General features: G+C 54.5%; 22 protein-coding genes. 8 read left to right on the top strand and 14 right to left on the bottom strand.

Annotated features, from left to right (window positions below):
* Positions 1 to 3: 3 nt before the first annotated feature.
* Genes FRD01_RS20995 through FRD01_RS20965 form a run of 7 tightly spaced genes read right to left on the bottom strand, consistent with a single transcriptional unit; the run spans position 4 to position 6,562 of the window.
* On the bottom strand, positions 4 to 1,023 hold the full coding sequence (locus FRD01_RS20995; RefSeq protein ID WP_146962902.1) for a prepilin peptidase: 1,020 nt from the start codon (positions 1,021 to 1,023) through the stop codon (positions 4 to 6).
* 15 nt (positions 1,024 to 1,038) lie between these two features.
* Positions 1,039 to 1,563 (bottom strand): hypothetical protein, encoded by a 525-nt coding sequence (locus tag FRD01_RS20990; RefSeq protein ID WP_146962901.1) that lies wholly within the window; start codon positions 1,561 to 1,563, stop codon positions 1,039 to 1,041.
* An 8-nt stretch (positions 1,564 to 1,571) separates the two neighbouring features.
* Positions 1,572 to 2,441 (bottom strand): hypothetical protein, encoded by an 870-nt coding sequence (locus tag FRD01_RS20985; protein WP_146962900.1) that lies wholly within the window; start codon positions 2,439 to 2,441, stop codon positions 1,572 to 1,574.
* A gap of 17 nt (positions 2,442 to 2,458) precedes the next feature.
* Entirely contained in the window at positions 2,459 to 3,742 is a 1,284-nt protein-coding gene (locus FRD01_RS20980; RefSeq protein WP_146962899.1) for a TRAP transporter large permease, read from the bottom strand.
* A complete protein-coding gene (locus tag FRD01_RS20975; protein ID WP_146962898.1) occupies positions 3,739 to 4,635 on the bottom strand; it encodes a TRAP transporter small permease in 897 nt (298 codons plus the stop codon). Before FRD01_RS20975 ends, FRD01_RS20980 begins: the two co-directional genes overlap by 4 nt.
* A 7-nt stretch (positions 4,636 to 4,642) precedes the next feature.
* A complete protein-coding gene (locus FRD01_RS20970) occupies positions 4,643 to 5,644 on the bottom strand; it encodes a TRAP transporter substrate-binding protein (RefSeq protein WP_146962897.1) in 1,002 nt (333 codons plus the stop codon).
* A 9-nt stretch (positions 5,645 to 5,653) separates the two neighbouring features.
* Positions 5,654 to 6,562, bottom strand: a complete 909-nt coding sequence (locus FRD01_RS20965; RefSeq protein ID WP_249755796.1) for a TRAP transporter TatT component family protein — start codon at positions 6,560 to 6,562, stop codon at positions 5,654 to 5,656.
* 130 nt (positions 6,563 to 6,692) lie between these two features.
* Between FRD01_RS20965 and upp the strand changes: the two genes are divergently transcribed.
* The gene (gene upp, locus FRD01_RS20960) at positions 6,693 to 7,322 is read left to right on the top strand and encodes a uracil phosphoribosyltransferase (protein ID WP_146962895.1); all 630 of its coding nucleotides are present in this window, start codon (positions 6,693 to 6,695) and stop codon (positions 7,320 to 7,322) included.
* On the opposite strand, the gene FRD01_RS20955 is transcribed toward upp, so the two are convergent.
* Both FRD01_RS20955 and FRD01_RS20950 read right to left on the bottom strand, forming a co-directional pair.
* A complete protein-coding gene (locus FRD01_RS20955; protein WP_146962894.1) occupies positions 7,319 to 9,685 on the bottom strand; it encodes an outer membrane protein assembly factor BamB family protein in 2,367 nt (788 codons plus the stop codon). The genes upp and FRD01_RS20955 overlap by 4 nt on opposite strands.
* Positions 9,686 to 10,132, bottom strand: a complete 447-nt coding sequence (locus FRD01_RS20950; protein ID WP_146962893.1) for a hypothetical protein — start codon at positions 10,130 to 10,132, stop codon at positions 9,686 to 9,688. It abuts the gene before it with no gap.
* 178 nt (positions 10,133 to 10,310) lie between these two features.
* On the opposite strand from FRD01_RS20950, the gene FRD01_RS20945 reads away from it, so the two are divergent.
* The 6 genes from FRD01_RS20945 (at position 10,311) to FRD01_RS20920 (ending at position 14,765) form a co-directional block, all read left to right on the top strand.
* Positions 10,311 to 10,712, top strand: a complete 402-nt coding sequence (locus FRD01_RS20945) for a hypothetical protein (RefSeq protein ID WP_146962892.1) — start codon at positions 10,311 to 10,313, stop codon at positions 10,710 to 10,712.
* 6 nt (positions 10,713 to 10,718) lie between these two features.
* Complete coding sequence (locus FRD01_RS20940; protein ID WP_146962891.1) at positions 10,719 to 11,111, top strand: tetratricopeptide repeat protein; 393 nt, start codon at positions 10,719 to 10,721, stop codon at positions 11,109 to 11,111.
* 29 nt (positions 11,112 to 11,140) lie between these two features.
* Complete coding sequence (locus tag FRD01_RS20935) at positions 11,141 to 11,515, top strand: hypothetical protein (protein WP_146962890.1); 375 nt, start codon at positions 11,141 to 11,143, stop codon at positions 11,513 to 11,515.
* Positions 11,516 to 11,517: 2 nt separating this feature from the next.
* Positions 11,518 to 11,760 carry a hypothetical protein gene (locus FRD01_RS20930; protein ID WP_146962889.1) on the top strand — a complete coding sequence of 81 codons (243 nt, stop codon included), beginning with the start codon at positions 11,518 to 11,520 and terminating at the stop codon, positions 11,758 to 11,760.
* 89 nt (positions 11,761 to 11,849) lie between these two features.
* A complete protein-coding gene (locus FRD01_RS20925; RefSeq protein WP_146962888.1) occupies positions 11,850 to 13,043 on the top strand; it encodes a GAF domain-containing protein in 1,194 nt (397 codons plus the stop codon).
* 6 nt (positions 13,044 to 13,049) lie between these two features.
* A complete protein-coding gene (locus FRD01_RS20920) occupies positions 13,050 to 14,765 on the top strand; it encodes a serine/threonine protein kinase (protein ID WP_146962887.1) in 1,716 nt (571 codons plus the stop codon).
* On the opposite strand, the gene FRD01_RS20915 is transcribed toward FRD01_RS20920, so the two are convergent.
* Positions 14,762 to 15,889 (bottom strand): KamA family radical SAM protein, encoded by a 1,128-nt coding sequence (locus tag FRD01_RS20915; RefSeq protein ID WP_146962886.1) that lies wholly within the window; start codon positions 15,887 to 15,889, stop codon positions 14,762 to 14,764. The genes FRD01_RS20920 and FRD01_RS20915 overlap by 4 nt on opposite strands.
* On the bottom strand, positions 15,886 to 17,448 hold the full coding sequence (locus tag FRD01_RS20910) for an NAD-dependent epimerase/dehydratase family protein (RefSeq protein WP_146962885.1): 1,563 nt from the start codon (positions 17,446 to 17,448) through the stop codon (positions 15,886 to 15,888). The genes FRD01_RS20915 and FRD01_RS20910 overlap by 4 nt, the downstream gene beginning before the upstream one ends.
* Positions 17,449 to 17,587: 139 nt before the next feature.
* On the opposite strand from FRD01_RS20910, the gene FRD01_RS20905 reads away from it, so the two are divergent.
* On the top strand, positions 17,588 to 19,414 hold the full coding sequence (locus FRD01_RS20905; protein ID WP_146962884.1) for an AMP-binding protein: 1,827 nt from the start codon (positions 17,588 to 17,590) through the stop codon (positions 19,412 to 19,414).
* A gap of 87 nt (positions 19,415 to 19,501) precedes the next feature.
* Here FRD01_RS20905 and rpsI read toward each other — a convergent pair whose 3' ends face one another.
* From rpsI to FRD01_RS20890, 3 genes are all read right to left on the bottom strand, one after another.
* The gene (gene rpsI, locus FRD01_RS20900) at positions 19,502 to 19,897 is read right to left on the bottom strand and encodes a 30S ribosomal protein S9 (RefSeq protein WP_146962883.1); all 396 of its coding nucleotides are present in this window, start codon (positions 19,895 to 19,897) and stop codon (positions 19,502 to 19,504) included.
* Between the two features lie 18 nt (positions 19,898 to 19,915).
* On the bottom strand, positions 19,916 to 20,344 hold the full coding sequence (gene rplM, locus FRD01_RS20895) for a 50S ribosomal protein L13 (protein ID WP_146962882.1): 429 nt from the start codon (positions 20,342 to 20,344) through the stop codon (positions 19,916 to 19,918).
* Positions 20,345 to 20,466: 122 nt separating this feature from the next.
* Positions 20,467 to 21,255 (bottom strand): outer membrane protein assembly factor BamD, encoded by a 789-nt coding sequence (locus FRD01_RS20890; RefSeq protein ID WP_249755795.1) that lies wholly within the window; start codon positions 21,253 to 21,255, stop codon positions 20,467 to 20,469.
* Between the last annotated feature and the right edge of the window lie 332 nt (positions 21,256 to 21,587).

Genomic DNA, 21,587 nt, shown 5'->3' with positions numbered 1-21,587 from the left:
CCTCTAATAGAAATACCTCATCGAGAGCGCATCAGGCAGATAGGGTCCCAGAATAAGGAACTCTAGTGCCGCAAGAGCGATGAACGGGCCAAACGGCAGGGCGAGCTTCCCGGCTGGAATCGTATCATCAACTTCTTCTGCACTTTCGTCTTCTTCGCCCTCGCCTTCTGCCGCGTCGTCCACGCTTGCCTCTTCTTCCTTATCGCGAAACCCCAAAGGCTCGTCGTCGGCAAAAACCTCAGCACCGTCCTTCAGAAAGTCTAATCCGAAAAGGTGCGCAACCCCTGCACCTACAAGGGCCTGAAGGCTCGCCGCAAAGAAAATGAAGACCAGCGAAGGCCAACCGAGCCAGGCTCCGACCATTGCCATCAGGGTGACATCTCCACCACCCATTCCTTCCACGCCACGGGCCGCAAGGTAGAGGTAGAAAATAAGCAGAATCATGAGTCCCCCGGCAAAAAAGCCGATCAAACTAATCATCGGCGTCGCTGGAGGCCACATCCACGGCATCAGGAACCATTCCGGGCCGAGAACGAAATTGTAGACCCAAGGTGCGGCCAACCCAATCACCATGCCGGGAACGGTAAACTCGTGAGGGATGATGAAGTGATCCAAGTCCACAAACGCGATGACGATCAACAAACAAGCGAAGATGAAGCGAAACGCAAATGGGATGACCACCCACTTCCAAGGGATCTCCGTTGGGTCGCTAAACTCGGCGAAGACCGGTGCGGCGCATTGCCACCACATCACGGCGGCGATGACCGCCGTCAAGAGTTCAATGAGTGCATAACGAGGCGAGAACTTGGCGCCACAATCCCGGCACTTTCCCGCGAGAATCAGCCACGAGAAAATCGGGATATTGTCATGCCATCGAATCGGCGTTTCACAGGAAGGACAACGGCTTGCTGGCTGCACAATCGAGAGACCTGCGGGAACTCGATAGATCACAACGTTTAGGAAGCTCCCAATTGTCGCGCCGATCACAAAGGCAAAGACGAGCGTGTATATCAAAAGGGTCACTAGGTTTTCCGAATCTCAGGGCTTTATACGCTTCTTACGATAGCCTCGGCCGAGAAAGAAGACGTGAATCAACAATACGATCAAAGCTACCAGAATTAGAACGGCTGCCCAGTATAAGCTGGTTTCTGGCCCTCTGGGTGAGATAAACGCGCCATCGAAGGCGACCTGTGACCGCCCTCGGTCGATACAAAGCGAGGCCAAACTTAGCGTCACCAGGCCGATTACCAGTACGCTCGTGTACTTAAGAATGCGTCGCCTATACCGGTACGCCACCCCATAAAACCAATACCAAATGAAAAGGCAAAACCAGGCAAGCCCTACCGGAGCTGAAGCCCACTCAACGCTGTTAAAAGCAAAGCGCAAGGCCGCGGCGCCCGAAATCGCCACGAGGGTATAGAGTGGATAGAGCACCATCGCCTCAGAGATGCGACCTTGTAGAAGCCTCTCTTGCGGACCAGACTCCCCTGCCTCACCTAGCTTGACGACGGGCGCCTCAATGGCATTTTCCGTCGACTCCTCAATGTCCTGCTCTTCGGTCAATCCCGGCCTCAGAAAAGCTGACCGGTGACCGTCAGGCCCGCAGCCACATAAGGTATGGACTGACCTACATCTTCACCGGTTCTGTACCGATGCGATAGATACCAATTCATCACGAAGAACGCACTCACGGAGTCGACTCGTTTTCCCGGATCGGAGTGCACCTGATAGCTAATCAACGGTCCAATTCGATGGGAAATTGGATTTGGATCGTCTTCGTCGTCAAGCCACATCGTGGTGATGGTGTCGCGCACCCCAAGGACCCAGCCGGTCTTTGTCAGATACACCACGTCTAAATCGTTCGTGACTCCCCATCCGTCAGCGGAAACGAGGGCATCCAGCATTGGGTCGTACCAAGTGGTGTCCCCTTCATTCACGTCCATCGAAAAATTCATGAGCTTGAACGACGTTCTAGCCGCGATATCACCCACTTTGATTTGAACGAGCGTGCCGAGCGTCAGTTGAGCCCCACCCGTAGAATAAGCTTCCTCGGTGCTCGCCTCGAGTCCCGAGTCGCTCCAATCACCGCTCGCGTTTGGAAATGACTGCAAGAAGTCGAAGTTCCCAAAGAAATACATTTTTTCGTAGAGAACGGAGACTCTAAGAATGCTCAAAGGCTGGAGTTCAGCGCCGATTCCCATTCGCACATAGGCCGGTGAGAGCAAGGGTTGCACCGTCAGAGCGGCGTAGTTCGTTTGATAAAGCGGGTCATCGCTCTTGTAGAGTGGATGCTGCAGATTGACGGCCGACGCATTCACGAGCCCAAGCGGGTTTAGTCTGAGCGCCGTTAGGTTCCGGTAATTTGCACTGAACCCATCTGGAACTTGCGAGAGGCCGACCGCGGGAAAGATCAGAACCAATAGAACAAGGATGTACCGCATAGTGTTCGCCGGAGGTCTTATTGAATCAGAAAGAGCGAGAGACCTTCCCAATACGTGATGATCAAGAGGGCTATCAAGAGAAGCCCAAGAAAAGGCAGAGCGAGCTTGTAGAGCTCCACCACAGGTTTATCGAACGCCAGGGACGAGATGAAGAGGTTCATGCCGACCGGTGGCGTGATGTAGCCGATTTCGAGGTTTGCCAGGAAGATGATTCCCAAGTGAACCGGATGAATCCCGTAAGATGCAGCAATTGGCGTAATCAAGGGTACCACAACCACGATTGCGCTAAAGATATCCATCAAACAGCCCACAATCAGCAGGAACACTGTGAGCAAGAGCAAGAAGGTGAATTTGCTCTGCACGTGTTCCTGAATCAGGGCCAAAATTTTCATCGGAACTTCCTCTTGTACGAGGTAGTTGGTCAGCCCCAATGCGACGCCCAGAATGAGAAGAATAGCCCCCACCATCACCATCGACTCGCGAATGATCATCGGCAGGTCGGGTCGATCATCCTCAGAATCCGGACGTAGAATGATGTCTTTCTTGATGAAGACTTCCACAATCAAGACGTAGAGCGCGGCAATGGCCGATGCCTCTCCGATGGTTACGAATCCGCCATAGATACTTACCAAGACTACGGCGGGAACCAAGAGCTCCCAGCCCGCCTCACGAATCGCGAGTAAGGCCTCCTTGAACTCAAACCGAGTCCGCTCCACCTCATGTTTGCGCGCCACGAACATTGAGTAGAGCGCCAGCACTCCCATCATCAACATTCCGGGGAAAATGCCTGCTAGAAAGAGGTCGTCAATACTCACCATAGCGACGATGCCGTAGAGGATGATGGGCAAGGATGGCGGGAAGAGCAGTCCGATCGACCCTGAGCCCGTGATCAATCCAAGGCCGAACTTCTCGGGGTAGTTCTCCCGGACCATCATCGGCAAGAGCAGGCCTCCGAGGGCAACGATCGTCACGCCCGAAGCCCCAGTGAAGGTCGTGAAGAATGCACAGGTCGCGATCACCACGATCGCAAGCCCACCGGGCAACCAACCCAAGATAGCTCGGCTCGCCCGAACGAGTCGGTCTCCCGCCTTACTATGGGCCATCAGAAAGCCCGCGAAGGTAAAGAGTGGAATCGTAATCAAGTGTGGGTTGGTGGCGAGTTTGTACTGCTCCTCAGCTAAAACCACGATATCCGTGCCTGATTGCACGAACATCATCAGCGCAAACGCGGCTAGCACTACAAAAAGCGGCGCCCCGAGCAATGCGGCAATAAAGAGGAGGATTCCGGCTACAATAGTCATTGTACCGCCTCCTCATCCAAGACCACTTCGCCAAATCCTTCAAAAGCCCTGACGCCAAAGTGAAACGCCAACATCAAAAACCCGATTGGGAAAACGAGTTGGAACATCCACTCATCCGCCCATGACATCAGCTCTTTGGGGAATTCGAGACCGATCTCAACCAGGTTCCATCCAGATATCGCGAGGATGATGCAAATCATGGCCGCCAGCGCAGATGTGCAAGACTCGGTGACCGGCAAGACCTTCGCAGGCATCACCTTGGACAGGGCATCGATGGTGATATGTTTGCGGCGTTTTGCGGCCAGCATCGCGCCTAAGAATCCACACACGAGCACGAGATGACGCAGCAAAATGTCGATCCACTCGAGCCTCATTGCCTTGACCACGTCCGCGAGAAACAAAGCAAAACCACTAGGTTCTACAACCTCTTCCGCAACCGGTTCGACTTCTGTGGCTTCGGCTTCTTCCTCGACTGTGTCTTCAAATCCACCTCCAAATCCTCCGCCGAACCCCTCGGCTCCCTCTTCTTCTCCAGCTGGTTCAGACGGTTCAGCCGGTTCATCACCGAAGCCCCCTCCAAACCCACCGGCAAAATCGTCCGAAGTTTCCGGAGCCACAGCCTCAGGTTCTTCGCCGAACCCGCCACCAAATCCGCCACCAAAGCCCTCAGAATCGGTGTCAGCCTCAGCCTCTTGTCCAAGAGGCTCGACCGTAGACTCCACCACGGTTGAAAACTCGGACGGCACCGGAAATTGCGCCTGAAAAGGGACTAGAACATTCCGATAGCCGATATTGTAGACGGCGAGTAGTAGCATGGTGATAACGCAGGCGCTCAGCGCCCAACCTTCCACAACCACCAATCTGTCTTCGACACGTTGAAGCCATCGCAACATACAAACGTCACTTCTTTCGATACGTGTTTAGATGGCGCTCTACCTCATCAACCAGCTCCTTCGGGAACACCTTCCCGGTCAAGGTCGCCTTGGTCTTCTGAGCCATACTCATCCACTCGTTCATGTTTTGAGGCGCCACGACTTTGATCCCAGCCTTCTCGATGGTTTTCATCGCGGACTGATTGTCTTTTCGGATATCTTTGAGCAGCTCCTTACCGTTGCGCTCAGAGATCTCAAGGATGGTCTTTCGGTGGTTCTCAGGAAGAGCTTCAAACGACTTTTTGCTGACCACCAAGCCTCCAACAACAACGGCGAGCTTGAGGTTCGTGACGTATTTTGCGCGGGTGTGCCACTGAAGAGCCACTGCCCCGTAGGGAGAGTTCGAATAGGCATCCACAATGCCGGTTTGCAAGGAGCTCAACACTTCCGTCACTCCCATCAAGACACCGCTCACCCCGCTGCCTTCCATAACTGCCTTGGAGATTGGATCGGCGTCCCAAACCCACATTTTGGTCTTCTTAAAATCCGAAGGAGTCGCGACTTCGACATTCGAAAACACGTAGTTAAAACCTACGTCTCCCCAGTGAAGGAGCACGAATCCCTTGTCGTCGAGGAGCTTCTGCAGCGTATCCGACATCTGGTCGCGCACGTAATCAAGTTCCGCCTCATTTCTGAACGTCAAAGGCAGCTGAAGGACCAAAAGCTGCGGTTCGATCTCGCCCAGCCCTACGTTGGTCACGCCCGCGCCATCGAGCTGTCCCGTGCGCATCTTACGAACCATGGCGGGCTCATCACCCATCACGCCGCCCGGATAGATCCTAAATGCGACCTCCCCATCTGTGGCTCGACGAATCTCGCGGTTCGTCTTTTCAAACGACTTGTCCCAGGTAGACCCTTGAGGCGCAAGGCTGCCAATCTTAATCACGTACTTGGGTTTCTTCGACTGCGCGAATGCGTCGGCACTCAAAAATCCCAAAACCATCAACAAGAGTATCATTCGTTTAAACATTGAAGCTCCTTACTCGAAAATCAGTTCTTCTCGGTGATCCAACCAGAACTGAGCTCGCTGCCTCGCAAGCGTGTTGTTTAGGCGCCGATCAGGTGTGGCGTCCGGGTTATTCGTAGCCACCTGGCGCATCAGGGTATTAAAGAACTCGCCATCTTGAGCCTGTACGGCCCAAAAACGCGCATAGAGATACGGGATCATATGATTGGTGGTCCCGAACTTCGCCATCGCCTTCTCGAAATGAACTTTCGCACGATCCGGATCACCTCCGAACATAGGCGGGCGGCTGCCGTAAAGCACACCGAAGAACGTGTGTACTCCTGCGTCAAAGTAGTTTTCGTCCAGCTCCAAAACCCGATCCATGATCAGTTCAACGATGTTCAGCCGCCCGACGAGATCGGAATCATCCTTGGACAGATTGATGGCTGAGGCCCAACCTGAACCCACCCAAAACAAGCCCGCTGCGTGTTCTTTCTCCATATCTTGGAGCAGCGCTTTGACCTTGGCTTCATCGCCAGCCAACGCGTACTTCTCGAAGTCCGAGGACCCGACAAGGTCAAAACCATAGTCTCGAGACCTGAGGTAGAAACCCACAGCGCGAGCACTCATCATGGAAATTTCTTCTTCCTCGGCGGCCCAAACACGAGCCTGCTCCAAGTCTGCCTCGATGAATCCAAAAGCGTAGGAATAATAACCTTTTGCCAACATTTCCAAGAGCTTTGCGTTGTCGGGAGCCGACACCAGAAAGGTCTCCAGGGTCTTCAGCGACGCAGGAATAGCATCTTCAGCAAACTCTGGGTCCGACTCGCGATCGATGGCCACGGAGCCCTGGTAGAGCACGTCCGCGGTCTGATTCACGGTCAAGCGTTGTAAATCGCAGCCACTCGTGAAAATGAGCAGCGCAAGCAACATGACTCGCATGCAAACTCCGTATCCTTTTGTATAACCCGGCGAATATCGCACCGAGGCTATCATTTAGCAACCTAATGTTCTTCGGCCTTGTCGCCGCACTTCGCGTTTGATAGCTCAGGCAAAACAAAGGAGTGCACTCATGTCCAATCTGAATGTCGTCAATCACCCCCTGGTCCAACACAAGCTCACCATGATGCGAGATAAATCGCGGTCAACCGGAGGCTTTCGACGTTTGCTGGGCGAAATCTCACTGCTACTCGCCTATGAAGTTACTCGGGATATGCCTTTGACGCTCGAGACGATCGAAACGCCGCTCGCCCCGATGCAAGCCCCTGTGCTCGATGGGAAGAAGGTCGTGCTCGTGTCGATCCTGCGAGCTGGTAACGGACTCCTTGACGGCATTCTCCAGCTCATCCCCTCGGCACGTGTGGGCCATATCGGACTCTATCGCGACCCCGAGACGCTAGAAGCCGTCGAGTACTACTTCAAGATGCCAGACAACATGAATAATCGTGACGCGATCGTGGTCGACCCCATGCTCGCTACCGGCCACTCCGCCGCTCTCGCGATAGACCGTCTCAAGCAAACAAACCCTCGTTCGATCAAGTTCTTGTGCCTATTGGCAGCACCAGAAGGTGTGGCACATCTGGCTAAACACCATCCTGATGTTCCAATCTACACGGCGGCGCTGGACGAGAAACTCAACGAGCACGGCTACATCGTGCCCGGACTTGGCGACGCTGGAGACCGCATGTACGGCACCCGTTAGTCGGCCGGTACAAGCGCGAGGAAGTGCGATAACGCCAGACAAATCAGCTCGTCTGAATTCTCTTCCGAGCCGATACTCCCCACCAAAATATCGAGGTTATCGACGGCCATAATGAAGTCTAGTGCGCCGCTGAGTTCGTCGATCGTGTGCAAGAGCGACCCATCTGAGAGAGCACGAATCTCAAGGCGATCCCCCTTCGTCAGCAGACTATCTCGGACCACGAGCATATCGATATTTCTGAAAAGCAGACCGGACTCGACCTCAACGCGCTCGCGCCAGACCACCTCTCCATCCTGAAGCCTAAAGCAAGTCAGCTCACCCCTGTCGGTCTTCACCACCCCGCATAGATGGCCGTCAACCTCCACGCTTACAACACGGGTCGGTCTGTCTAGACCCGCCGTCAAGAGATCCAGCGACCACGAAACACTAGGCGTTCGAGCTTCGAGATCCACCCCGAAGAGCTGGATTCGTCCATGACTCTCAATCGGCATAATCATCATATTGCCAATGAAATCTGGAGGCCCAACCAATGCGCCCTCGACCCGCAACATCCAGTGCGTGCGGCCGGTAAACGGGTAAACCGAATGAACGCTAAGACCGTGGGTTAGCGGGTCATGCGTGAGCGCATAAATCCGCCCCTCGTGCAGGTAGGGCCCAAGATCCGCCACACCTCCCAGACGCACTCGCCACAGCCGATCTCCGCTCAGCGGATGAAAGGCCTGCAAGAACCCTGGACTCGAAAGTGTCGTGACCAACGGCCCATCAAACGCCACACCGACCATATATCCGTGACTCGAGTCATGGGACCATTGCGCACGGCCTGTCGTCTTTGACACCCCACAGATGGCTCCATTCATCTCGGCGATGACAACGCGATCCCAATCTGAGTAGGACGCGGCGTCCAGAAGAAGAGACGTTGCCTCGCGGGGCTCACACTCAACGGCACAACGCACATGGCCATCCTCCGGCTCGATCAGCCAAAGGGTACCCTCTTGGGTTGCAGCCACCAATGTATCCGCAGCAAATGAGTAGCTCACGAGGTCGGAATCTCCGCATTCCAACAACTCCCACGCCAATGCGCCCGACGAAACATAGCGCGCTTCGAGCGCCTCCGAGGTTGGAATCAGAAGCTTATCTCCAACCAGCTCGATACCCTTAAACTGAATTGTCTCTCCATCGAGGCGCCACTTTTCACGGGGATAGAGCGCTTTTACGCTCTCAAATGGCCACGTGAAAGTGGGCATCTCATCTGTTTTCCGCTCCGGCCGAACCTGCGCGTTATCCCTCAGAAATTCCTCGGGAGTCTCAAAATAGGTGTTAGAAGCCGAAAGCTCGGAAAACCACGATCGAAGCTCGCTGGCCTCTTCCACCAAATCGTTGAACCTCTGATTCAAGGCCAGTTTGGAGTTACTCTCACGAAGATCCCTCAGAATCATTTCGACCACTGAAATCAAGGTCTCAAGGCATTCGTTCGGACGCACCTCCGCGTCGAGCCCGCCTTCACAACTCAAGGTCCATTGACGTTCCGCACGAATCTCCAGATTTAGGTGCTCGGAATCTCTCGCACACACAAAACGCTGCGTACCGGCTTCCACCAGGCTCAGGAGTTCGCGAACCCGAACGGCAATCGCCATCACGCTCAACAACGGGTACGAAGACGAAAGCAAGCTCATCTTCTCCTGCCATTCCACAGCGATATGCCCTTTGACCAAAAGCGCGTGGAGATCAAACGGGATCGAGCCACGATAGGACTGCAAGTCAGAGTCGAGCATGAGTTCGTAGTGAAGAGACAACCCGCTCGGCGTCGAGGTTCCACCCGAGATTTCGAAAGAATCCCAAGCCTGCTCTTCAAATGCGGCCAACTTCTGACGGTTCAACCACGCAACGTTTCGTCCCATAGCCCGGATCAATGCGTTCGTCGCAAAACGATCATCGATCGATAGCAACTCGGCCAGCACGTGTTCTGCGGCACGCGTCACGCCCTGCACCCAATAACTTAGTCCGACCCGCGCGTTGTGCGCGTACACGCGATGCTCGTGATCCACTGAATAGAGGCTGATCAGGACCGAATCCAAATTAGGAACCAGCACCAATTCATACGGCGATGTTGGAAACTCAACGAGGACTTTCTCTCCGTCTTCCAAGAGCTCTTCGGTCGCCCGAACCAGCTCCGAGATCAGTCCAAAGACCGACTCTTCGTCGATATGTGCCGTGATATTCCGTCCGTCGACCACAAGGTCGATCACATCGCGGAATTCCGTTGGATTCAAAGACGCGCCGCTCGGGCGGGCGAGTCGAATGTCGTAGAGATAACGCACATCTTCTTGCCACCGTTGACCTATGACGATTTGAAGCGCGTTCATCTACCCCTTCTTGACCGCTTGGCGCCCGGCCGCAGTCAATTCACGCCAGAGAACCTTCTCGAATTTGAAGTCCTTCGAAAACGACGACTCTTGAGACCGATTGACATAAATTCTTCGCAGTCCATCAAACGAAAGCGCGCGCCCTAAGAGTCCGTCATCGAAGCGATCACGCTCGCTGATAAAGACCTTGTTATAGACCTCACCACACATCACGACATTGACGATTTTCGGCTCGGGCTCAGCCCGTTTCACCGCCTGTGCGGGACGCGGAATGCTCTCTAGCTCCGACGTCTCACGAATGGCACCGGGAGCTAAAAGCGACTCGCGATAGCGCTCCATCAGGACCGGGCGAATCGCCGCATAAGCTCGTTCCACGTACTCGGCCTCGCCGCGCAAATCCAAATCGAGGTGGGCTGCGTGGATCTTCAAGTGGTTTTTATGGCTCATGCTTCATCCTGTGCGCGAAAGTCTAATTTTCTATCACTCGCATCTTGACTATACGCCGTGCGGGCTAGCGGGTGCAAGCACCCAAGAATTTTTCAAAAAAACGCACTTTTTCTGCAACACTTGGCCAAACCGTCCGAAAATATAAGAGAGAAGTTTTTTCACCGAGAAGGAGGAAACCGTGTCCAATGATATCAGTCGAATTCGAGGCGCCGGCGTCGGCAACCTAGAGCATACCAAGAACAAGTCCTCGTCAGATGGGACGTTCTCAAAGACCATGAAGAGCGTGGCAGATGGCGCGCTGGCAGCCGTCGGAACAGCCGCGAGCGTTATTCCAGGCGGTGGGCTCGTGTCCGCTGCGACGAATGGCCTCCGAGCAGCACTTGGCGGAGGAGACGTCGGGGCCAATGACCAAATGGACAAGATGTGGGCCATGCAGAGAGAAAGCCAGATGTTCAATCTGCAATACCTCGAACTGCAAACGGCAATTCAAGAGGACAACCGTCGTTTCTCAACGATGTCAAACCTCATGAAGGCCCGTCACGACACAGCAAAGGCAGCAATCAACAACATGCACGTGTGATAGAACATGAATGATACGAACCAAATGCAAGCTGAGACACTCGCACAACATCAATTGAAATGTGCCTACCTCTTTCTGGACCAAGAGGCCTGGGAAGACGCACTTCAAGCATGTGAACTGGCCAAGGAATCCGCGCCGGAGCATTTCCTTCCGGACACTCTCAAGGGCGCGATTCTGACCGCCAAGGGCGACTTCAAAGAAGCTATCAAGGTCTTGAGGGTCGCTGCAAAGCGCCACCCTGAAAACGCCCTGCCGCAGATCTACCTCGCCGAAGCTCTCCTTCTGAGTGGAGCCAAACCCCAAGGTCTGAGACAACTCGAGCAAGCTCAAAGCCGCCAAGATGCACACCTTCACACTGAAGTGATGGGACTTTTGCACGAAGCATTCGTTGACGCGTGATCCCGATCGGAGTAGTGGTCGTGACAGCTATGAAGATACAATCTCAACCTGCTTCCATGCTCGAGAGACTCCAAGATGTCTACTCAGAAGAGCAAGCGCAGGTAAACTCCGCAAAAGGGGGAAGATTTCACGGTCCTCCCTCTGCGGATGCCCCTAAAGCTACGTCCGCCACCAGCCTCGAGATCCAACACATCGCGCTCGACGCCATTCACGGAAAAATCGGGGATGAACGAGCCGTGCGAGAACGGGTCGTCGACCATGTCATCACCCAAAAATTCGGGAATATTCCTGAAGAAAAGGCGGCTTCCATTAAGGAGTTGCTTGTCGATGACCCCGAGTTCACTCGACGAGTTGAAGACATGTTGTCGCTGGCCCTAAGAGAAATTGCACGCAGTGAGCGCTAAATATGCATGAAGAAGCCTCGTTCCCAACCGGTGATTGCCCCAATTGTGGCCCCGACTCCCTCGGTGTGTGGGCTCCAGACGTCCAGACCGTCTGTGTCAAATGTGACGAAATCCTTGAAAATCTCACATGGGTAGACGCCCAAACCCTCGTAAAAACAGGCTATCGCCTCGACGGTGTCAAGCTCGACGGTAGCCGTGGTTGCCGCTCTGGCGCCTGCGGCGTTCAGCAACCAAATTCCCCGTAAGGTCTGGGTCCAACTCAGCTTGAAATTGCGCGTGGGTGTTGAGTGTGCGATGCTCCTGCTACCAGCACTCATATTGCGAGGATTATCACATGATTTATGAAGTTTTTATCCCTTCGATCGACGCCGATGGATACGACGTCACCCTCACTGTCGAAGCTGATAACTGGATGAGCGCGCTCAAGACCGGATTGGCAAAAACAGGTGAAGCCGAAGATCTGATTCGCAACGTCATGTGCGATATCAAGCAGGATAACTCTATTCACGTGACCGATGCCTCAACCCGGCGTGTTTTTGTGCTCAAGGAAGTTGATCCAGACGCACCCCCGCAAGAGGAACCGGAGCAAGCTGCCACCCAACGCATCGATATAAGCAATGCACCGAAGGCGCCTGTCACGCCGGCGCAGCCTGCACAGACATTCGACCGCGTCCCGACCGATTTGAGCCATCAGATCGCTCGTGACGGCTCGGGCGAACGCAAGACTGAACCGGTCGAAAGCCCGCTCGCCCAGACGCCGGAACCCAAGGTTGTCGTCGAAGAGCCTAAAGTCGTCGTCGAAGAGCCTAAGGTCGTTGTGGAGGAGCCCCAGCCTCAATTGGGTGCAGAAATCTCGGAAACGCACGACGCCGCCGCCGAAGCTCGCATGCGGATTGGCTCGAGTACGATGCAAGCGCTTCAGCGTGAACAGCCCCAAGCCAAAGTCCTCGAAGAGAGACGCTCCCCGACCGGTGAACGACCTGCGGTTAAGCTTCAGCCTCGCACCGACCGAGTCAGCGATAATATCCTCGAAGAGGTCTTCCTTGAGACCAACCGAATTCACGACGGCGATATGACCATGGAAGAAGTCGTAAACTTCATCATGGACCTCGCCCTCGATAAGGTCGGCGCCGAAGCCGGAAGCATTATGTTCGCCGACGTTAATGGCAAAGAACTCTACTTCGCCACAGCACGTGGCCCCAAAGCGGCCGACGTCATGAGCTTCCGCGTCCCGATGGGCAAGGGCATCGCTGGCTTCTGCACCCGTGAGGGCGTCTCTCTCGCCATCAGCGACGCACCCAACGATCCGCGCTTCTATCGGCAAGTATCGGAAGCTCTTGGCTACCCAACGAAGAGCCTCTGCTGCGCACCGATTCAACACGAGGGCCGGGTCTTTGGGGCAATTGAACTCCTCAATTCGGAAGACAATCACTTCGATAGCACCGAGCTCAACGTGCTGACTTACGTCGGAAAGCAGCTTGCTCGATACGTCAACGATCTCATCATGGCCGCTGAAAAACTGGAATAAACCGCGATGAGCTCGACAAAGGTCAAGAACCTGGTGGGGCAAGTCCTGGCGAATCGCTACCGGATTCTCGAGCCACTCGGAAGTGGCACCATGGGAAGCGTGTTCAAAGCTGAACACATCCACATGAAGAAGACGGTTGCCGTCAAGGTCCTTCATGCAACGCATGTCAAAGACCCTGAGGTGGTGGAACGCTTCCAGCGGGAGGCGCAGGCCGCTGCAAACATCGAGCATCCAAATATCTGCTCCGCAAGTGATTTTGGCGCCCAGGGAGATACGTACTTCCTCGTCATGGAGTTTCTAAACGGCAGACCACTTCACGACATCTTGAAGGAAGAGGAGTCCTTCACTGAGCTAAGAACGCTTCATTTGATCAAACAAATCTGCGCGGGGCTTGAACGCGCCCATGAAATGGGAGTGGTCCATCGAGATCTCAAGCCAGAAAACGTGATGATCGTTCAGCGCGAGCAAGACCCGGATTTCGTAAAAATTACGGATTTTGGAGTCGCGCAAGTCCGGCTCTTCAAAGACGCGGCCCGACTCACTCAGGCGGGGGTCGTTTACGGCTCTCCTCTCTACATGTCGCCGGAACAAGCCGGGGGCAAAGAGGTCGACCATCGTGCGGATCTCTATTCCGTGGGCATCATGATGTACGAGATGCTCACTGGGAAAATGCCGTTTTATGCCAAAAGCTTAACGGTCGTGCTCAACATGCACATCTCAGACCCGCCTCCTCCATTTCGAGTGGCAAATCCCCAGAAGCTCATCGACCTTGAGCTCGAAGAAATCACCATGCGTCTCCTCGCGAAGCGCAAAGAAGAACGATTTCAAACCGCCTCCGAGCTCTACGATGCGCTGATTCGTGTAGAACGGCGGCTGCTTGGCACCGATAAACCCGTCCAAAAGAAGGAACAACAAGGCGTGGGGCGTGCTCTCTTTGTGAGCGCTGTGCTCGTGCTTTCAGCTGTTCTTCTCGTCTGGGCTCTTGGCCAGCTCGATATCAACAAGATTACACAAGGCTCGGAAACCACCGAACAATCGCCCGGTGAGCTCCTCGCTGCAGAGCGAAAGCAGCTCGAAGACAGCCCGGAGTTTCAAACAGTCCAAACTCGAATCCATGAAGATATCAAGGCGGGTTTGCAGGATCTCGACGATTGGACTCTTGAGAATGCCCAGAACGCGCACGCACACTTCCTGAATGGCTCGCTGCACGCAGTTCACGACGAATGGGACCACGCGTTCGTTTCGTTCGCCGAGGCCATCAAACTCGACCCCAGGTACCGCACAGACCGAGAACTCCTCGACCACGTCATGAGGCGATTCGAAGTCACGCGCGATGAACAAGCAGCTGAGGCTCAAGCCTTCCTCAACGAACATATCCAAAGGGACGCGCTCTCAAGGCTTGCAGCCCTGGCGGAACATCATCAGCTCAAAAAGATTCGCGTGCGAGCACTCACACATATGGAAGACACTGGGCTCTTCCAAGAGCTCGAAGAGTGGAACCAGTTAACCATTCGCCTGCGCCACGCCATCGAATGTGAAGAGAACCGAAAGTATATCGTGAGAATCGGTGAACTCGGTGATTCCCGTGCGCTCGCCGCACTACAGCGATTCAATGCAATGCCGAGGAACCGCTGCGACGGTGAAGATTGCTGGGGCTGTTTGAGAGAAGACCTGAGGCTCGCCATCGCCAGGCTCAAGGGCGAAGAAGCGCCTGCCGACTAATCGGGCTCCACAAAGTCGAACGTCTGGCCAAAGCCATTTCGGAAAACCCACCGCGTGCCATCAGGATGGGGGTACTTCCCTTCTAGATAATCAGGCGTGAGCTCGATCTTTCCACCCCCACCCGGAAGATCCACCACGAAATGCGGAATTCCCATACCACCTATTCGGCCACGCAGATGATCCATGATTTGCAGGCCCTTGGAAATCGGGGTCCGGAAATGGGTAATACCCTCCGCCATATCCGCTTGAAGCATATAATATGGCCGACAACCCACCTTCAGAAGCTCCCGGTTGAGCTGCATCACTGCCTCTGGCGAGTCGTTGACACCCTTGAGGAGCACCATTTGGTTTCCGAGAACACAGCCTGCATCCAGGAGCTCTAAAAGCGATTTTCGTGCGTCGTGGCCCAACTCATTGACGTGGTTGAAATGCGTATGGAGATATACGGGCCGAACTTCGCGTAAAATCTCCAGAAGCTGAGACGTGATGCGCTGAGGAAGTGTGACAGGATTTCGCGTGCCCAATCGAATGACTTCCACGTGATCAATGGCGCGCAACGCCCTTAGAATCTCACCGAGCCGCTCATCACTCAGGGTCAGTGGATCCCCTCCAGAAACGATGACATCGCGCGCCGTAGGCGTTCTGCGAATATACTCCAGCGCGGCTTCGATATCAGCCCTTGATGAAGTTGTGTAAGGGTCTGCGACCTTTCGCTTTCGCGTGCAATGCCGGCAATACATCGGGCAATTATGCGACACATAAAGCAGCACGCGGTCAGGGTACCGATGCGTCACGCCTTTGCACGGACTATGAGCTTCTTCGGCCAAAGGATCCTCAAGCTCAAACGCTCGAATCTCGAGTTCGCCAGACTGCGGCACGGCTTGCATTCTCAGCGGGCAGTTCGGGTCCTGTCCATCCATAAGTGCCAGGTAGTGCGGCGTGATCGCCACCCTGAACCTACTCCGCGCGGCCAGAAAGGTCTCGCGCTCCTCATCATTGAGCTCCAGGATGCGCTCCAAAATCTCAAGATCTCGAACGCGATGCTGCTGTTGCCAATGCCAACTCCCCCAGGTCGCCTCGTCAATATCTTCCCAAATTTTCGGACGGCGTGCCCAAGAGCTCATGTCAACGGCCTAAAACTCATCAACATCGGCACGAGTTGGTCTGCAAAGCCCAATGAAAACTCTACGTTGCCAACCTTTTCTCCCTGGGCGTTCACCATTGTCCCGTTCAGATTAGACATCGAGCTAAACACACGGAACGGATTGAAAGTAGCTTCGACTCTGCAACGATGAGCCACGCCTTCATCACTTACAAAAGCAAATTCGTAAGTAAGGTTTCGGCCGCTAAAGATCTCAACCTTCGCAGTTCCCTCGATCGCTACGTTCTGAGCGAGACCCTCGATCCAGGCCATCCCGTTGATACGCCCGTGAAAGTCCGCTTTCACGATATTCGGGAACTCAGCTTCAAGCGACACTTGCGCCGGGCGCGATTCGCCGGTCGAAGGTAGCACCCACTTCCCGCTAAGCGTCTGCGAGACCGCGAATCCAAAACTGGTATCTTCGCGATCGCGTTGTTCGGCATCAAACTTCGGTGCCCAACCTTGATCCTGATACCACCGAAGTGTGTCCACCACGCCGTCGCGGAAGCTTGGCCATGCAGGATCCCAACCCAACTCTTTCAATGCGCCCGCATCAAGAACCGTATCTTCAGCCACGTAGAAGAGCGCTCCACGATCCACTTTCGGCCGAAGTGGCGTCTCGAGCTCATGTCTCGACACCACCCTCTTCCATATCTGTCGTAGAACAGTCCTCAACGTGCGCTCCAGATAGTCCCGATCCATCACCGGAGAAAACGCGAGAAGAACCGTGGAGTTCGGGAAAGGCACCAGAGGACCAATCGGTAGGCCATAAGCCTCGGTAATCGCTGTGATCACCTCACCGCTGCCCATTGGCGTATCGTCGGCCACGTTGAACACGCGGCTGTAAGCCTTGGGATTTCCAAGAACAAAGAGCGCCGCCGATGCGGCATCATCCGCATGACACCAGTTTGAGCGCGCGCCACCGGTGAATCCCGGCATCAGAGGCATGAAGTTGCGAAGAATCGGGGGAAGCGTAAAAAGACCGGCACTCATGGACTCGCATCTGGGTCCGTAGAGCAAAGCCGGCCTCAAGATGGTCCAATTCAACTTCAAATCGCTGGTAAACGCGGCCTCAGCATCCAATTTCGTTTCGGCATAATCAGACGAAGGCTCAATCGCCGCTTCTTCTCCCAGCAATCCGCGCCCTGGGCGGTAGATTGCTCCGGTACTGAAATGGATGAAGTGACGAACGCCCTCGGCCTCCGAAGCCTCAAGCAACTCGTGCACCAAGTCGACGTTCACTTCGACCATATCGTCGTACTTTTCGGAAAGACCGACCAGTGCGGCAGCATGAATGACTGCATCACAACCTTTGACCAGCGCCCTCAGGTCCGTTTTGGTCAAATCGGCCTCGATCCACTCCACAGAATCTTCGTCGATTTCTTCGTCTAAACCGGCATGAGTCATCGGCCGAAGATCCACTGCTTTGACTTCACATCCCGCATCGATCAAGGCCTTGACCACATGACTTCCCACGCCACCTGCGGCCCCTGTTACGAGCACGCAATCACCAGGTACAATCTCTCTCTTGGAACTCACCATGCAGACTTCTCAGGTTGAGGCTAAAAGACCGCCGTTTTCGTCGATTCGCGTACCATAATCACGGTCCGAGGTGCAACGTGCTCAATTTTGCGTGCGCTCAACGATTCCCAAAATCTCCAGAACGTGCCAGATAGTGGGTATGCTTCAAGGAGTAAGACATAGCCCCGAAAGTGGCACGGACCGAGCCCAGTTTAAGACTTTGATCGACATGCTAAAGTCGATCGCGCTCACCTACCCGGAACGCGGAATCTACGTCACAGACTCAAAAGGCACCCAAGAATTTCAAACCTATGCTCAAATCGCAGAAGGCTCCCTTCGTTTTGCAGCCGCGCTTGAATCCAAAGGAATCAAAGAGGCTGATAAAGTCTTGCTAGCCCTGGGAACGAACTTCGACTTCCTCGAGGCATTTTTTGGGACGATCGCACTAGGCGCCACCCCAATCCCAATCGCGCCGCCACTGCCAGAGGCGTATGGACGAAGCGATCAGGCGGAGTTCTTTGTGCGATACGCTCAAAGAACTCGCGCGACAGCCGCGATCTTTAGGCGCGCTGTTGGTGATGACGTTAAGCCGCCACAATTCGGCCCACTACGCCTTGTGTCCGACGTTCCAAGCCTCCTCGTAGGCGTGCCCGCTGGGTCAGCTCCAAAGCCACGCCCACTTCCAGACCTCGCGTGGCTGCAAACCACTTCTGGCGCCACAGCTGCACGTGCTTCTTGCATGATCACGCACCGCGGTGTGCTTGCGAATCTAGAGGCAGTCGGCAAGGCACTCGACGTACAGCCTGACGATATTGGCATCTCCTGGCTTCCGCTCTTTAACACCATGGGGTTGGTGGGCGGTCTCCTCTTCAACATGTACTGGGGCCTAGACCTCATTTTGATCTCGCCAGAACGCTTTCTGAGACGGCCAGACGAGTGGCTCGACGCCATTGCACGCCATCGCGCCACCCTCGCCGTGGCCCCTAGCTTCGCATTTCACTACGCCGCACGAAGAGTCCAAAGCTCGAGCATCAAGAATCTCGATCTATCCTCACTCAGAGTTGCCATGGTGGGCGGCGAGCCCGTTCAGCGATTACACCTCGAAGCGTTTAACCGTCGCTTCGAATCCACCGGCTTGGCGCCGAATGTCTTTATGCCGGTCTACGGTATGGCTGAGGCTACTCTTGGCATCGCGTTTGGTCCCTTGGATGCACCACTCAGGTTCGATGTTGTGGCTCGCGAGGGACTGGAAACCAAGGGAGAGGCAAAGGCAATTGATTCACGGGCCCCACTTAAAGACCGGGTGGAATTCTGCTGCGTAGGAGAACCCCTTGCGAACATCGATATCAGGGTCCTCGACGAGTCAAACGAGGAGCTCCCAGATCGCATGTTGGGACGTATCGCCGTGCGCGGACCGAACCTCATGGCCGCATACGATGATCCTGAGGAGATCCGACTCCACCACAGCACCAAACTACAGGGCGAGTGGTTGTTGACAGGCGACTTAGGCTACACGGTCGGAAACGAACTTTTTGTGACCGGAAGAAGCGAGTTCAGGCTCGAGCATGCCGGAAAACTCATCTTCCCCGATGAGGTCGAACTCGTAGCCAGCACGGTCGATGGTGTCCGAAGCGGTGCAGTCGTAGCATTTCAGGCATCTGACCAAGAGATGGTCGTTGCCTACGAACTTCAAGAGGGTGCCGACGAAGCGGAGGTCTCCGCCGCGCTCAAGAGAAGACTCAAGAAACACTTCGACTTCGAAATCGAAACGTTGAGCGTCTCCACACGTTCGATCCCGAAATCCCCGGGTGGAAAAACTCGACGGCATATTGCCTTGAGACTCTATCAAAATGGCATTTTGGATAGACGCGACCGCCAGGCCGAGTTTGCAGGCTTGAGGAAGATTGCCCTGCGCACGCGCCACGAAGCATTGAAGATAAGCCGCCAGCTCGTGGATCGTGTGGGTGGACTCTTTAAGAAAGCCTGATCGCCCACATCTCAAGGAAATCAGAACGAAAAAAAGACCGCCCGAAGGCAGTCTTTGTCTTTTCCCCAAAAGAGATCCCGGCGAGAATTAACGCTTAGAGAACTGGAAGCGAGCGCGAGCGCCACGCTGACCGTACTTCTTACGCTCTTTCGCACGAGCGTCACGTGTTAAGAATCCGCCCTTCTTCAGGGTACCACGCAAATCCAAGTTGTAGAGCGTGAGTGCACGCGAGATGCCGAGTTTGACGGCATCTGCTTGACCCGACTTTCCACCACCATCGACGTTAGCGATCACGTCGAACTGGCTTTGGGTCTCAGTCAGGACCATCGGCGAGCGCACGATCATCATCAGAGTCTCGCGGTGGAAGTAGTCGTCACCAGAGGCGCCGTTTACGATCACTTGACCGCTTCCGGGGCGAAGGAAAACGCGTGCTCGTGCAGACTTACGTCGCCCAATGGCGTGGTATTGTTCAATCTTTGCCATGAATCTTCTCCAGGTGTCTCAGAGCGCCAGCGGCTGTGGTTGTTGTGCAGCGTGTGGGTGCTCTGCGCCAGCGTATACATTAAGCTTTTTCAACATGCGTCGTCCGAGGGGTCCCTTCGGAAGCATACCTTGTACAGCAAACTCGATCATCTGCTCAGGGCTCTTCTCGAGAAGGTCCTTCGCTACGATTTCTTTGAGTCCACCCGGGTATTGCGAGTGACGACGGTAAATCTTCTTATCAAGCTTGCGCCCTGTAAGTACCACCTTGTCGGCGTTAATACAGATCACAAAATCACCCGTGTCTTCATGCGGAGTGAAGGTCGGCTTGTGCTTGCCTCGAAGGACAGATGCAATTCGTGCGGCTGCACGGCCAAGGGTTTGACCTTCTAGGTCAACTACATGCCATGCACGTTCGATATTCGATGGGTTGGCGCTGATCGTTTTCATCATGTTTCCAACAAATTTAGGGCCCGCTTATATACGGGCCGGAACTAAGGGCGGTTGGTATAACGGGTGGTCTCTGCCGTGTCAACTGCTACGTGTACTTAAATGCCATTTCGACCATATCTTCAGAGTCCATGCGTCGCGATATAGTCCCGAGCCTCCGATGCCAACGCATGATTCGGATGAAACTCGATCAAATCGTCCAACGCTTTCTTCGCACTCTCTACATCCTTTTGCTCTAAATACGCACGAGCAAGCAGGAAAAGAGCCTCCGCATCGAGGCCTAGACCCGAATACTCTTCCAAAAGCCCACGTAATCTGGCCGCAGCCGCTTTCGGGTTATCACGATCAATGTAGAAGTTCGCCACGTAGAATTCGTGATCTGCGAGTCGTCGACGGACCTCAACGAGCTTTCGCTTCGCCTCAGGAGCGTATTTCGAGTCCGAATAGCGGCGCAAAAAGAAGGCTAGCTCACGTGCCGCGTCCTTTGAACGGGAAAGCTCCCTCTCGTACGAAGGCGGGAATATGAACCAATCACTCGGGATCTGCTTGTAGAACGCAAAAGCCACCATCCAGCTCGCATAAGGAACTTCCTCGTGATTCGGGTGAAGCTTTACAAAGGCGCGATACTGCTCCGTTGCCGCAGCGTATTTCTCTTGCCCAAGATAAACATCCCCGAGTCGGAGCTCGGATAGAGGCGCAAACTGCGAATACTGGAATCGTGATCGCACGGTATTGAAATAGCGACCAGCATCCAAGAAGTTCTCCTTCTCGAGCGCTTCCACGCCTTTCATATAGGTGGATTGGGCCACCGCTTGATAGGTGGCCTGATCATCTTGAGCCTGAACTGACGTTGGCGCGACCGACACCAAGCTCATTCCCAACACAAAGACAACTTTCACAAACCAATTCAACGCGGACTCCTCAGCAGGCCTCATGACTCGGAACCCGAGCCGAAACCTTATTAAGGGGTTTTGCTAAAGCGCGCAACGCCACATGCAAATCATAGTGCTGGATAAAAAATACTCCACTTTCACCTGGAGGCTGACACGTATGTCCGAGCGTGGTCGTCTTGCGACCGAAGCATTTCGTGATTCCACCGCAGGAATGCGGCCGATTCAGGCATCCCGATATGGTGGCCCGCTTCTTGTACTAGATATTCCACATGGTTCGCTGGATTCACAATTTATTGACTTTGAGTTTGGATGTGGTGAATGGATGGCTGGGTCCAAACCGAGGTGTGCGG

The organism is Microvenator marinus (assembly GCF_007993755.1).
Classification (GTDB): Bacteria; Myxococcota_A; Bradymonadia; order Bradymonadales; family Bradymonadaceae; genus Allomicrovenator; species Allomicrovenator marinus.
Note: the sequence above shows the minus strand (reverse complement) of the source record. Positions and strands in the feature narration are given on the sequence as shown.

What these genes read in the sequence shown, in the direction of transcription:
- FRD01_RS20925 (WP_146962888.1), top strand. Translation starts at nt 11,850, where the DNA reads ATGATTTATGAAGTTTTTATCCCTTCGATCGACGCCGATGGATACGAC.
- FRD01_RS20950 (WP_146962893.1), bottom strand. Translation starts at nt 10,132, where the DNA reads ATGAGCCATAAAAACCACTTGAAGATCCACGCAGCCCACCTCGATTTG.
- FRD01_RS20965 (WP_249755796.1), bottom strand. Translation starts at nt 6,562, where the DNA reads ATGCGAGTCATGTTGCTTGCGCTGCTCATTTTCACGAGTGGCTGCGAT.
- rpsI (WP_146962883.1), bottom strand. Translation starts at nt 19,897, where the DNA reads ATGGCAAAGATTGAACAATACCACGCCATTGGGCGACGTAAGTCTGCA.
- FRD01_RS20915 (WP_146962886.1), bottom strand. Translation starts at nt 15,889, where the DNA reads ATGAGCTCTTGGGCACGCCGTCCGAAAATTTGGGAAGATATTGACGAG.
- FRD01_RS20955 (WP_146962894.1), bottom strand. Translation starts at nt 9,685, where the DNA reads ATGAACGCGCTTCAAATCGTCATAGGTCAACGGTGGCAAGAAGATGTG.
- FRD01_RS20905 (WP_146962884.1), top strand. Translation starts at nt 17,588, where the DNA reads ATGCTTCAAGGAGTAAGACATAGCCCCGAAAGTGGCACGGACCGAGCC.
- rplM (WP_146962882.1), bottom strand. Translation starts at nt 20,344, where the DNA reads ATGAAAACGATCAGCGCCAACCCATCGAATATCGAACGTGCATGGCAT.
- FRD01_RS20985 (WP_146962900.1), bottom strand. Translation starts at nt 2,441, where the DNA reads ATGCGGTACATCCTTGTTCTATTGGTTCTGATCTTTCCCGCGGTCGGC.
- FRD01_RS20980 (WP_146962899.1), bottom strand. Translation starts at nt 3,742, where the DNA reads ATGACTATTGTAGCCGGAATCCTCCTCTTTATTGCCGCATTGCTCGGG.
- FRD01_RS20975 (WP_146962898.1), bottom strand. Translation starts at nt 4,635, where the DNA reads ATGTTGCGATGGCTTCAACGTGTCGAAGACAGATTGGTGGTTGTGGAA.
- FRD01_RS20970 (WP_146962897.1), bottom strand. Translation starts at nt 5,644, where the DNA reads ATGTTTAAACGAATGATACTCTTGTTGATGGTTTTGGGATTTTTGAGT.
- FRD01_RS20940 (WP_146962891.1), top strand. Translation starts at nt 10,719, where the DNA reads ATGAATGATACGAACCAAATGCAAGCTGAGACACTCGCACAACATCAA.
- upp (WP_146962895.1), top strand. Translation starts at nt 6,693, where the DNA reads ATGTCCAATCTGAATGTCGTCAATCACCCCCTGGTCCAACACAAGCTC.
- FRD01_RS20910 (WP_146962885.1), bottom strand. Translation starts at nt 17,448, where the DNA reads ATGGTGAGTTCCAAGAGAGAGATTGTACCTGGTGATTGCGTGCTCGTA.
- FRD01_RS20930 (WP_146962889.1), top strand. Translation starts at nt 11,518, where the DNA reads ATGCATGAAGAAGCCTCGTTCCCAACCGGTGATTGCCCCAATTGTGGC.
- FRD01_RS20920 (WP_146962887.1), top strand. Translation starts at nt 13,050, where the DNA reads ATGAGCTCGACAAAGGTCAAGAACCTGGTGGGGCAAGTCCTGGCGAAT.
- FRD01_RS20935 (WP_146962890.1), top strand. Translation starts at nt 11,141, where the DNA reads ATGAAGATACAATCTCAACCTGCTTCCATGCTCGAGAGACTCCAAGAT.